The 12,700-nt window shown below is 75.9% G+C and carries 7 protein-coding genes; 4 read left to right on the top strand and 3 right to left on the bottom strand.

What is annotated here, in order from left to right; genetic code table 11:
• Window positions 1–25 precede the first annotated feature (25 nt).
• Entirely contained in the window at window positions 26–859 is an 834-nt protein-coding gene (locus tag C1A33_RS04485) for a hypothetical protein (protein WP_101830262.1), read from the top strand.
• 33 nt (window positions 860–892) lie between these two features.
• Here C1A33_RS04485 and C1A33_RS04480 read toward each other — a convergent pair whose 3' ends face one another.
• Window positions 893–1,765, bottom strand: a complete 873-nt coding sequence (locus tag C1A33_RS04480) for a class I SAM-dependent methyltransferase (RefSeq protein ID WP_101830261.1) — start codon at window positions 1,763–1,765, stop codon at window positions 893–895.
• A gap of 452 nt (window positions 1,766–2,217) precedes the next feature.
• Window positions 2,218–3,384: an MBL fold metallo-hydrolase gene (locus C1A33_RS04475; protein WP_243407176.1), complete on the bottom strand. Its 1,167-nt coding sequence runs from the start codon at window positions 3,382–3,384 to the stop codon at window positions 2,218–2,220.
• 512 nt (window positions 3,385–3,896) lie between these two features.
• Here C1A33_RS04475 and C1A33_RS04470 point away from each other — a divergent pair.
• From C1A33_RS04470 to C1A33_RS04460, 3 genes are read left to right on the top strand one after another with little or no spacing between them, the layout of a single operon-like run.
• Window positions 3,897–5,543, top strand: a complete 1,647-nt coding sequence (locus C1A33_RS04470; RefSeq protein WP_243407175.1) for a hypothetical protein — start codon at window positions 3,897–3,899, stop codon at window positions 5,541–5,543.
• A complete protein-coding gene (locus C1A33_RS04465) occupies window positions 5,540–6,409 on the top strand; it encodes a hypothetical protein (protein ID WP_101830259.1) in 870 nt (289 codons plus the stop codon). The genes C1A33_RS04470 and C1A33_RS04465 overlap by 4 nt, the downstream gene beginning before the upstream one ends.
• Complete coding sequence (locus C1A33_RS04460; RefSeq protein WP_243407174.1) at window positions 6,402–11,465, top strand: hypothetical protein; 5,064 nt, start codon at window positions 6,402–6,404, stop codon at window positions 11,463–11,465. The genes C1A33_RS04465 and C1A33_RS04460 overlap by 8 nt, the downstream gene beginning before the upstream one ends.
• Window positions 11,466–11,811: 346 nt before the next feature.
• Here the strand turns inward: C1A33_RS04460 and C1A33_RS04455 are convergent.
• Window positions 11,812–12,700: hypothetical protein (locus C1A33_RS04455; protein WP_101830258.1), on the bottom strand; the 889-nt coding region annotated here is incomplete at its 5' end.

Here is a 12,700-nt window from a genome sequence, read left to right as displayed (position 1 = left end):
CGCGCTGACCCAGAGCGTTGAGGTCGTGCCGTTCGAGGGCACGACGCTGGTGGTCGTCGAGGTCGAACCGCTGCCGCCCGCGCAGCGACCGTGCTACGTGACGGCAAGGGGCCTGTACAACGGCGCGTTCGCCCGGGCTGGTGACGGCGACCAGCGGCTGACGGCCTATGAGATCGACCGTCTGCGAGAGAACGCCGGCCAGCCGCGCTGGGATGAGGAGGCGGTCACGCAGGCCAGCGTGGAGGATCTTGACCGGAGAGCCGTCCTTCGGCTCGTCGAGGCGGCCGCACGCAACTCGCCGCGGGCATTCGCTGGGCTGAATGAATCCGACGCGCTTACCCGCCTTGGTGTTCTCGTGCCGCACGGCGAGCGGCTCGTGCCGTCGCTCGCGGGGTTGCTCGCGGTCGGCGCCCTCGCTCTCGCGTGCCACGGGCGTGACGTGGACGAGGCCTTGCTGCGCAGACTCGGACTCGACGCCGCAGCGGCACGGCGCCAGCTCCACCAGCTCCACGAGCTCGGCCTGCTGCGCCCGCGCAAGGCCCGTGACGACGGAACATATCGCCTGGCCGGCGGTCTTCCTCCCGTCGACCTGCCTCCGCTCGTCGAGACGGGTGCTGGGAAGACCACCGCGACCGCGGCCGGCCTGCGGACGACGGTCCCCGCTGCTGGCAGCCTGACCGACCGGATCCTCCACACGCTGAACACCTCTGACTCCGCCAGCCGCGAGGAGTTGCAGGCCGCGACAGGGGGTGCGCGGAGCAGCGTGACGAAGATTCTCAACAAGCTGATAGCCACAGGTCAGGTCGAAGCCACCGCTCCACCCAACAGCCCCACCCGGCGCTATCGGCGACGAGCGTGAATCGCCGTTTCCTCTGGCGGGCGTGATAGACGCTCAGGGCGCGGAGGCGTCTACCTGCCAGCAGGCGGCGGTGTAGCGGATCCGGTCGTTCAGGCGGTAGGGGTCGAAAGCGGCAAGGGCCGTGTCGACGACCTTCGCGCGGGTGTCCTCGCCGAGCTCGGGGAGTGTCCGGCCGACGGGGCCGATCAGGGTGACGTACTGTTCCAGCTCCTCCTCGTCGAGGGTGCACGGAACATCGATCGGGCGGATAGCGATGTCGGTCCAGCCACTGTCCGCGAGAAGGCGGCGGGTCTGGTCACGCGCCGCGAAGGCGAACGGGCCGGGTGCGTTCGCGACGCGTGGCGACAGCGCCGGCAGGAGTGGCGCGGCGGCGTGCTCGGCCGCGGTGAGGAACGGGTTCTCCGCCGGGTCGCGCCAGGCGACGAACCGCAGGCGGCCACCCTCCCGCGTCGCGCGCCGCAGACGGGTGAACGCATCCACGGGATCGTCGAAGAACATGACGCCGAACCGCGAGATGACCGCGTCGAACTCGGCGGTCGAAAACTCGTGGCTCGCGGCATCGGCCAGCAGAAACCGCACCGGTGCGCTGCCGGCGGACTTCTCCGCGTCCACCGCCGTCCCGCCTTTCTCATCAACGCGGGCGCTGGCCGCCGCGATCATCGGCTCGGCGATGTCGATGCCGACGCAGCGTCCCGCGGGGCCCGCCCGACGAGCGGCGGCGAGGGTCGTGGTGCCCGGGCCGCAACCGACGTCAAGCACCTGGGCACTGGGACCGACGATCTCGACGATCAGTTCCTCGAAGGGCCGGTACATCCGGTCGAGCAGATCCTGCGCCCGCACCCAGCCACGCCCCGCAGCCCTGTTCCACAGCGCCTTCTGACCACCGGTCTCCCCCACGTCGCCCATGCTCCGCCTCCTCGTGGTCGCCGTCACCGATCGGGAGCCGTACTGTTTCACCTCAAGCCGGCCTGAGATGAAACAGGAGGCGCGACGGTGGCGATGCCGGCTCGCGGTCAACGCACTTGTTCGGTCTGCGTAACTCTCCGTAGAAATCGGGCCTTGCCGGGGCCGTGGCCACCTGCGGCCAGCAGTGGCCACGGGCCACGGTGGGCGGCGGGCGGGCTCGCGACAGTGAGCACGTCCATACGAGGGCGGGCCGGGAGATCACAACTCGACACGCGGCTTTAGCGGCGATCTTTTCGGTGTCCCAGTCCTTCACCGCCAGAGGTCGATTCCGCATTGCCGAAGACGGCGTCCGCGGCCGCCCGTGCGACTGCCACCTGAGTGATCGCAGCGAGCCCGAGCCGGTTGATGCCGGGCCGGCGACGGCCTGATGGGGCGGGCGTCGCTTCGACGGGTCAGGGGGTGGTGAGGTGCCAGTGGTCGGGGTGGCCGCGGGTGACGTGGGCGGTGCCGGTGGTGGCGAGGGTGGTGAGGCAGGCGATGGTGTCGGTGACGGCGTTCTGGAGGGCGACGCCGCGCAGGTTGCGCAGGGGGCGGTGCCAGGTGATGAAGGCGGCGAGCTCCCAGACGGTGGTGGCGCCGGCACGCAGGCCCTCGACCACCTCGTCGAGACGGCCGCGGTGGTGGGTCTCGAGGGCGTCGAGGCGACCTTCGAGGTCGGTGAAGCGGTGCTCGTGGGCGGGCAGCACCTCGGTGGCGTCGAGGCCGCGCAGCCGGGCGAGGGAGCGCAGGTGGTCGCCGAGCGGGTCGGGGTTGAGGTCGTCCGGCACAGGGGTGCCGACGGCGGTGGTCGGCAGGACGTGGTCGCCGGACAGCAGCAGACGGTGCGCCGGTTCCCAGAAGTTCACGTGGCCGGGCGAGTGGCCCGGCGTCCACAGGGTGCGCAGCTCCCAGCCGGGGATGTCGGGCTGGTCGCCGTCCTCGAGCAGGATGTCGGGGCGCGGCAGCGAGTGGGGGGCAAGGTGCTCGGCGGTGAGCAGGCGCTCGGCGATGTCGCCGGGCACGCCGGCGCCGTCGAGGACGTCGGACAGCCGGTCGGCGAGGCCGTGGCGCGCGCGGGCGAGCAGGTCGTCATCGAGCGGGTGCAGCGAGACCCAGGCGCCGGATGCGGCGCGGATGCGGGCGGCCATGCCGTAGTGGTCGAGGTGGGCGTGGGTGACGAGCACCCCGCGGACCTCGGGCACGGACGTGCCGATCAGGGCGAGGCCGTCCTCGAGCGCGGCGAACGCCTCGTCCCAGTCCCAACCTGCGTCGATGAGGTACGGCCCGTCGAGTGACTCGATGACGTACATCAGGGTGTAGGACGGCCGGGCGAACGGCAGCGGGATCGGCAGGCTCCACAGCCCTGGCCGGACCCGCTCCACCGGCGGCAACGGCCGCCGCCAACGCTGCGCCGGCCGCACGCCCGCCGGCGCGGCAGCCGTCGGCAGGGCCGCCGTCGGCGGGGCGGATGGTAGTGCGGTGGATGGTGGTGCGGTGGCCGGTGGGGAGGCGGGCGGCGGGCTGTCGCCGGTGCGCTGCTGGGGCGGACCGGGGATGCGTCCGAGCTCGGAGGTGGTCACGCTGCTTCCTCCCGCTGGGTCAGGGTGGGCCGCCGACGGCCGGGCCGTGTGGCGACGCCCCGCCGGCGCCGGAATCGGTTTGAGAATACCCACCAGTCGGCGCGGATCATCGCCGGCGAGCGGCCGGGTGGCCGGAGACACAGGTCGCCGCCCGCCGCCGACGGACACCCGGACAGCCCCGCGCGCGGCGGCGGCACACGGCGGATGTCGGCGTCCAAATACCGTGCAACCGGCGCGTTCGTCGCCGGACATCCCGCCGCGACCTCGTCGGGCCCTCCCCCTCCGGGCGAGGTCGGCACGGCTCGCGGCGGCCGCGTCCACGCTCGCCGCGCTCCCTCCGACACCGCCGACGAGGCCGCCTCCCCCTCCGCGCGACTCGGCAAACAGTGCACTGAAATGCCGCCAGCCCACCGGCCGCGGCCAGCTCTCGGGCCTTCGGCCGGGGGTGGCGGCGGGCGCCCGCGGGCAGGTGGGCGCGGGCCGTCGCACCGTCGGCCACTACAGTCGGCGGGATGATCGAACCCGTGTCGCCCGTCGACCGGCCGCCGTCCGCGGTCGGTCTCGTCGGCGACGTCGGGATGGTGCGCCGGCTCAAGGCGCTCGCGCTCACCGGCCCCCTGCACGACCTCGACGCGCGCAAGGCGCACCTCGACGGCGCGGACCTCACCGTCTACGCGATGGCCGAACTCGGCCTGCACGCCATCGACCTCGTCACCGTGGCGATGGACTTCGACCGCGGCGCCGACCACGACCAGGTGCTGCGCCGGCTCGTGCCGCTCGCCGCCGCCCAGGCTCCGGGACGGCCCGCCGCCGAGCACGAGCGGGTCGCCGCCTGGGTGCTGCACAGCCTCATCAACGTCGGCAACGTCAACCGCGGGTTCGACGCCGGTTACGGCACGCTGCACGCCGACGGCCGTTACGAGCGCCGCCGCTTCGACTTCAAGCTGCTCGTCGAGCTCGCCGACCCGCACGGCGAGATCTACCTGCGCGCCACCGACGAGGCGGTCACCGTCCTGGTCGGCGCGCTCGACACCGACATCACCTCGGCGCAGATCGCCGCCGAGGTGGCGCTGGACACGCTTATCCGCCGAGGCCGCCTGGCCGACGCCCGCGCCGCCGCCGAGGCGGCCCGCTACCGCACCGTCCAGTACGCCGAGCAGCTGCGCCGCCAGCTCGACGCGACCCGGCGCAACGTGCTCGCGGTCGACTGGCTGGAGGCCATGCCCGCCCTCGTCGACGAGGCGTTGGCCCACGTCGAGCAGCGCTACCGCTACGAGAACGCGATCCTCACGCACATCCGCCGCTACCGCGACTCCGCCGACGATCCCGATCACAAGCGCCAGGCCGCCGACCTGGTGACGATCGTCGGCGACTGCATCCGCCGGCACACCCAGCTGCAGGCCCGGCTGCTGGAGGCGGGCGCGGTGTTCCGCGCCGAGCAGGACCGCCAGCAGTTCGCCACCGCACCGTCCCGCGGCGGCCTCGACCTGCACGCCCAGCTGCTGGTGCCGACGCTGACGCTGCCCGCCGGTGACGCCGAGCGCCCCGCCGCCGCGTTCTTCCCGGGCGCGGTCGGCGTGCGCACCCCGCGGACGCCGCGGATCCTCGACCTCGTCGACCTGCTGCTGCGCCCGCCGGTCGAGCGGGACACGCTCGGAGCCGAGGTCGTCGAGGCGGAGCTGGTGGACCTCGCCGAGCCGCCTCGTTTCGACGACGAGACCTGGTCGGGCGCCCTGCGGCTGCTCGATCTCGACCCGGGCGCGCCCCGCCGGCTGTCCGCGCTGCTCGCCGAGGCCCGCCGGGCCGACGAGCGGGACGTCGCCGACCTGGTGGCGCTGCTCGCACTGCACGCGGTGAGCCCGCGCGTCGCCGCGTCCCGACAGGCCGGGGACGAGACGCTCACGGTCGCCGTCGACGACGGCACCGTGCTCGACGACCCGGAGTTCGGCGGCGCGGACCTGCTCGTCGGCCGCGCCCGCCTCGTCACCGTCCCCGAGGCCGACGAAGCCGAGGCCGAAGCGGACGCAGACGCTGGAGCGGACGCAGCGGCTGGCGCGGGCGCAGGGATCGGAGCGGACGCAGGGGCCGGCGCGGGTGGCGACGAGGACGGAGCCGGCGGCGGGAGCGTGAACGGTTCGGCGGGAAGGAGGCGGCGGTGACGCAGGAGCGGCGAGTGGACCACGAGGCGGCGCGGGAGGCGGCTCGGGAGGCCGCGCGGCTGCTGTCGTTCGGGCTGCGGCCCCGGCTGGTGCCGGCGCGTGACGTCGACTACCGCGACCTCGTCCGGCGCTACCTGCGCGACAGCGAGTTCGCCGCGCTGACCCGGGCGGTCGCCGACGGCCTCGGCCTGGTCGTGCTGGACGTCTCCGAACGTGCCGGCATCGTGCCGGCCGGTGCCGAGGACTCGGCGTTCGCCATGCGTCTGGGCGACTACGCGCGCCGTGCCGGCGGGGAGCACCGGGCCGCCGACCGGCTGCTGCACGCCCTCGCCCAGCTCGCCGTCGCCGCGCTCGCCTACCCGCGGCCCGCCGACCTCACCGACGCCTCCTACGTGGGGCGGGTCAGCGTGCACGGCGTCGACGCGTTCGTCCGCGAGACGTGCCGGCTGCTCGCCGAGCGCGCCGCCGGCGAGGACCTCACCGTCGACCCGCCACTCGACGCCCCGCAGCTGGAGGCCGCCTGGCGGCTGTACGCCCGGCGCGCGTCGACGGGCACGACCCGCGACGCGCGCCGTCTCTCCGGCTCCACCACCGGCATCGTCGCCCGGGCGATGAACGTCCTCGTCGACGCGGGCTGCCTCGTCCTCGTCGGCGACGACGCCGGCGGCACGTTCCGCACGACGCCGCGCTACCAGGTCCAGGTCCGGGAGCTGGCCGCGGACGCCGCCTTCGAGGAGCTGCTGGCGCTGGGCGTGGTCACCGTCACCGACGGCGCCGGGACGGTGCGGGTCGTCGTCGACGAGCCGGTGCTGCTGGACGCGCCGGCCGCCCAGGTCCCGTCGGCGCGGGTGGCCGCCGATGTATGAGCTGTGTCGGGTGCGGCTGCACGCGATCGGCCCGCCGGGCGCGCGCTTCGCCGACGTGACGCTGGACCTGTCCGGCGTCGGCGCCGAGGTCACCGGGCCGCGCCAGGACGCCCTGTTCGCGCCCGCGACCACCGCGTCACCGGGCAGCGGTGGCGGCGCGGCGGGCGAGGCGCCGGCCCGGCCCCGCCGCCCGTCCCCCGCGACCGTGCTGTTCCTCGAGAACGGCGGCGGCAAGAGCGTCCTGATCAGGCTGATCTTCTCGGTGGTGCTGCCGGGGCGGCGGCAGGTCGTCGGCACGTCCAACGGCCGGGTCCTGGACAACTTCGTGCTGCCCGGTGACTGCGGCCAGGTGGTCTGCGAGTGGCAGCACGCGGTCACCGGGCAGCGGCTCGTGACCGGCAAGGTCAGCGAGTGGCGCGGGCGCGCCGGCGCGGACGCCGGCCGGCTGTCCGAGGCCTGGTATTCGCTACGCCCCGGCGGCGGGCTGGAGATCACGTCGCTGCCGTTCACCGCGCAGGGTCGCCAGGTCACCCTCGCCGGGCTGCGCGCCCGCCTGCACGACGCCCACGCCGCCGACCCGTCCCTCGGCCTGACCTGGGAGACCCATCAGGGCGCGTGGAGCGAGCACGTCGACGCCCTCGGCCTCGACCCGGAGCTGTTCCGCTACCAGCGGGCGATGAACGCCGGCGAGGGTGAAGCCGCGGAGGCGTTCTCGTTCGGCAGCGACGAGCAGTTCGTCGACTTCCTGCTGCGCGCCGTCACCGCGCCGGAGGACCCCGAGGGTGTCGCCGATGTCGTCGACGGCTACGCGACCCGGCTCGCGGAACGGGCCGCGCTCGACGCCGAGCGGGCGTTCGTCGCCGGTGCGCTGGAACGACTGGAACCACTGGTGGCAGCGGTGCGACGGCGGTCGGCCGCCGGCGCCGAGCACGGTGCGGCCCGGACCCGCGCCACCGAACTGCTCGCCGGTCTGCGGGCCCGGGTTCGGCGCGACGACGCGGCCCTGTCCGGGCTCGCCGCCCAGGCCGACGCGGCCCGCGGCGCGGAACGGGACGCCGACCGGATGCGGGCGGCCCGCCACGGCGACGTGCTCGCCCTGCGCCGCCGGATCGCCGAGCTGCGCGTGGAGGCGGCCGAGGAGGACCGGGACCGTCTGGTCGCGGCCGCCGCCGCGGCCGGTGCCGAGATCGACGCCTGGCGGGCGACCGAGCACGTGTTGCGCCTCGCCGCCGCGTCCGCCGAGGCGGTTCGGCTCGCCCGGCTCGTCGCCGACGCCGAGGACGTCGCGGCACCCGCGATGGCCGACCGGGACGGCGCCGCCCGCGCCCTGCTGACCGGCCTGCGCCGCCTCGCCGCGGCCTCCGCCGAGGCGGCCCGGCAGGCCGAGGCCGACGCCGAACGGCACGAGCGCTCCGCGACCACCGCCGAGGCGGCCGACCGGCGCGCCAGCGACGACGCGGCCGCCGCCCGCGCCCAGGAGCAGTCCCTGCGCCAGCGGCGTGACGAGGCACGCGACGCCCTCGCCGCGGCCGTCCGCGACGGCCTGCTCGCCCCCGGCGCCGGCGGCTCGGATGTCGCCGCTCAGGCACGCCAGGCCGCGGCCGCCGCCGACCAGGCCGCCGCGGCCGTGCGCGAGGCACTCGCTCGCGCCACCCACGCCCAGGACCGCCATCTCGTCGACGTGGCGCCTCGTGCCGCCGAGCAGCGGGTCGCCGCCGCCCGCGCCATGCTGGACCGGCCCCGTGCACAGCTCGCGACCGCCCGGGCGGAGGCGTCGGCACTACTCGCCGACGGCCGTCTGACCGCCCTGCTCGGCACCCCCCGCTCTCGCGACGAGATCGATGACGCAGCTCAGGGCGGCGCCGCACAGCCGTCCAGGGCCGCACAGCCGGACAGCCGGACCGACCCGGACAACACGGCGGAGCTGGACAACACGGCGGACGCTGACCGCAGGGCGGAGGCTGACACCAGGACGGACGCTGACGGCGCGTCGAACGCTGACGGCGCGACAGACACGGAGAGCGCGGAGGACGTTGACAGCGCGGAGGACGTTGACAGCGCGGAGGACGTTGACAGCGCGGCCGAGTTGGACGCCGTCGCGGAGGCCGGGGCGCGGCGGCTGACGGAGGCGATCGCCGCCGCCGAGGCGCGCCAGCTCGACCTGTCGCTGGCCGCCGACGCCGACCGGCGGTTGCTCGCCGCGCTCGGCGGCGCCGGCCTGCGCCCGCCGCGCGACGAGGTGGCCGCGGCCGTCGAGGCCCTGCGAGCGGCCGGAATCGCGGCCGTCGCCGGATGGTCCCACCTCGCCCACGCCGTGCCGGCGCGCGACCGCGAACGTGTCCTGCGGGCCCGCCCCCATCTCGCCGACGGCGTCGTCGTCACCGACCGCACAGGGCTTGCCCGGGTCCGGGAGGCGCTGGCCGCCGCGGCGCTGCTACCCGACAGCGTCGTGGCCATCGGCGGCGTCGAGGAGCTTCTCACCGACGCCGACCCGGTGATCGACGGGGAACGGGTCCTGCTCGTCCGCCCGAATCCCGCGCTGTACGACGCCGACGCCGCCGCCGCGGAACGCGACATCATCCGGACCCGCCAGGACGAACGCGCCCGCGCCGCGGCCGAGCTGGCCGCCCGCATCGCCGCCGACCGCGACCTCGCCGCAGGGCTCGCCGGCTGGCGGCGCGGCTGCCCGCCCGGGCACCTCGACCGGCTCGCCGGGCAGCTCGCCACCGCCCGCGCCGGACTCGCCGAGGCCGAGGCCGGGCTCGCCGCGGCGAGCCGGGAGGCGGCCGCCGCCGAGCAGGCCGCGCGCGCCGAGCTGGCCGGCGTCGAACCGCTGCGGGTGGCCGCCGAGCAGGCCGCCGAGCGCGCGGCGGCGCTCGACCGGCTGGCGCGCTCCATCGGCGACCCGGATGTCCTCGACAGGCAGATCGACCAGGTCGCCGCCATCGTCGAGGACCGGCTGGCGCAGGCCCGGGCGGCGCGCGAGCATGCCGCCACCGCACGGCGGGCCGCCGCCGCGGCCATCCGCCAGTCCGACGAGGCCCGCCGCAACGCCGACGCGGCCCGCGCCGAGAGCGCCGGCATCATCGGCGCCACCACCGACGACTCCGACCCCGACTCCACCCCCAGCCTCGACACGCCCAGCCTCGACTCCGCGGACGGCGCCACGGGCGGAGCGGGCAGCGGCGGGGCGGAGCAGCCAGTCGCCGTGCTGCGTGCCGCGTACGAGGCGGCGAGCAGGACGTTCGCCCAGGTCGAGGTCGGCGCGGATCTGCGCGGCGAGGTCGAGCGTGCCCGGCGGGAGGAGGCGGCCGCCCGGGCGGACGTCGACGCGGTGGACCCGGCCATCCGCGCACGGGCCCGGGAGCTGCTCGCCGGTACCAGCGGCGGGGACGGCGCGACCCGCGCCGCCGGTGAGGCCCGCGCACGACGCGAGAGCGCGGCGATCGGCGCCGAGCTGGACGAGTCCCGCGAGCGCCTCGGCGCGCTGCGGGAGGAGCTGCGTTCCGCCACCGCGGAGGCACGACGCTTCGAGGCCGCCCCGCTGACCGGTGACGGGGTACCCGCCGACCTCGACGAGGCCGAGCGGATGTTGCGCGGCGCGACGGCCGCGGTCGCCGCCGCCGAGCGGGACCACGCCCGGGCCAGAGCCACCCGCGAGGAGCTTGTCGAGGCGTCCGCCCGCCGGTCCGATGAGGTCGCTGCCTTCGAGGCCATCGCCGAGAACCTCGCCGACCTCGCCGACGCCGCCCCGTCCGGCGACACCCCGCCCGCTGCCACCACCACTCCCACCACCAGGTCCGACACCGCCACCGTGCCGTTCACCGGCGACGCCCAGGCGGCCCGCGACGACGCTCGCCAGCTGCGCCTGGCCTGGCGGGAGACAGCCGCCGGCTACGGCCAGGCCGCCACGGCGGTGCGCGCCGCCGCCGAGGCCGTCAGCGCGTGGGCGGCGCAGGACCGGTTCGACGCGGTGCGCGCCCCGGCCCGCCGGCAGATGCTGCGCGCTGGCCGGGAGACGGTCGCCGACTCGGCGGCCGCCTGGGCGGCGGCGCTCGCTCCCCGGCTGCGCAGCCTCGACGACGACCTCTCCCACATCGGCCGCAACCGCGAGGCGATCGTCGCTCGCCTGGAGGGCATGGTCCGGGCTGCTCTCGGGACGCTGCGCGCGGCCGGCCGGCTGTCCCGGCTGCCCGACCGGCTCGGCGACTGGTCGGGACAGGACTTCCTGCGCATCACGTTCGCCGACCCCGACGACCGGGCGCTGACCGAAGCCCTGGGCCAGGTCGTCGACGACTCCGCCGCCGCCACGGTGGCCGCCCGGTCCCGCGCCGGTGCCGGCCGGCCCACCGGCGATGCCCGCACCACAGGCGGCGCGCTCACCAGCGGCGATGCCCGCGCCGGCGGCGGCGCGGCGGGTCGGTCGGCGGCGGCGGCCCGGCGCGATGGGATGGGCCTGCTGCTGCGTGGGGTGCGGGCGGCGATCCCGCGCGGGGTGCGGGTGGAGATCCTCAAGCCCGACGCGGTCCTGCGCACCGAACGCGTGCGGGTCAGCGAGCTCGGCGACGTCTTCTCCGGGGGCCAGCAGCTCACCGCCGCGATCATCCTCTACTGCACGATGGCGGCGCTGCGCGCGAACGACCGCGGCCACCTGCGGGCCTCGCATGCCGGCGTGCTGTTCCTCGACAATCCGATCGGCCGGGCCAGTGCCGGCTATCTGCTCGATCTTCAGCTCGCCGTCGCCGACCGCCTCGGCGTCCAGCTCGTCTACACGACGGGTCTGTTCGACACCGCCGCCCTGTCGGCGTTCCCGCTGATCGTCCGGTTGCGCAACGATGCCGACCTGCGGGCCGGACGCAAGTACCTGCGCGTCGAGGAGCACCTGCGCCCCGGCCTGACTCCGCCCGAGCCAGCCGGCCCCGCCGGGACGACCACAGGTGTGATCACCGCGACCCGGCTGTTCGCGCGCCCCCGCGCCAACCCCGAGCCACCGGCCGGCCACCATCTCGGCGCACGTGTGGGGCGCACCGAGGGCGCAGGCGGCGAGGCTCACTGACGCTGGGATATCGGCGGTCAGCGCTGGCCTCGCGCCGCCCTTTCCCGCCCGGCCCGAGGCGTTCCGCGGAACGCAATCCCTCATCAGAGATCTCGGGCGGTGGCGGTGCGCCGGCCTACGGCCGGACACGCGGCGGTGTCCGCCACCTGACCGGAGAAGATCCGTAGTTACTCACTGTCTGAGCTGGGACTACTCGTTAGCGTGATGACCGTGCCCGCTCGGGACACGATCAGGGACTTGGCGGGCGGATCTGGAGCTGCCATGATGACTAAGCCGCCCGGCACCCCCCGAGCCGGGCGGCACCATCATTTCCCGGGCGTCCCCACGGCGTGGGGCGTGGCGGAGGTCAGCTCGGGCAGGGCAGCACGGGTAGCGATCCCGGGTACTGCGCCCGTTTGCCGTTCAGGTCGGTGACCGCAGCCGTGTAGGTGATCGTGCCGGTCTGCGATGGAGCCGTAAGCTGCCCCGTCCAGGTCGAGCGGTCACCTGTCGCCGCGCCGAGGTTCATCGCCAGGGTCTGGCTCCGCCCACCGGGCAGGGTCGCCGCCAGCTGCACCGCGAAGATGCCGACCGCGTCGTCGGTCGTGACGGTGACCGTCGTCTGTGACGCCGCGGGGGCAGCGGCCGCGCCCGCCCCGGCGGACGTCGCAGTGGCGCCAGGCGGCGGCGCGGGTGCGCCGGCCGACACACCGCGGGGCGCCGTGCCTCCCGAGGACGCCGCGCTCTGGGAGGCGCCGCCCGTCGCCGGGCAGCCCGAGCGCACGATCCGCGCCGGCGCGGCGGTCACCGAGACGATCCGCGGTGAGCCGTCGACCTTGGCGGTGATGCGCAGGTCCGCACCGCCGACGCCGGTGCGGGCGGTGACGGGCACGGTCACGTCGACGGTACCCTCCGGCGCGGCCGCCCGGTCAAGAGTGATCACGAGGGGGACCTTCACCCCCGGGTCGACCCGCCGCTGGTTCGGGACGACCGCCAGCCACGAGGGGGTGCTGCCGACCGCCACGTCGACAGGCGCCGTCCCGTCGCCACGCAGGTCGACCCGCCAGACCGAGTCGACCGCGCCGAGGTCCACCGACGTCGCGCTCAGCCCGAGCACCGGCCCGCTCGGACGCGGCGCGACCGCTGGGGCCGTGGCGCCCGCGCCCCTGTCACCGCTGCGCGTGCCCCCCGTCCCGGCGCTGACTGACGGGGATGGCACCACCCCGTCGGGCGGGAGCACGTCGAGGGGGGTGGGC

Origin of the sequence: Frankia canadensis (genome assembly GCF_900197875.1) — a bacterium.
GTDB classification, from domain to species: domain Bacteria; phylum Actinomycetota; class Actinomycetes; order Frankiales; family Frankiaceae; genus Frankia; species Frankia canadensis.
Note: the sequence above shows the minus strand (reverse complement) of the source record. Positions and strands in the feature narration are given on the sequence as shown.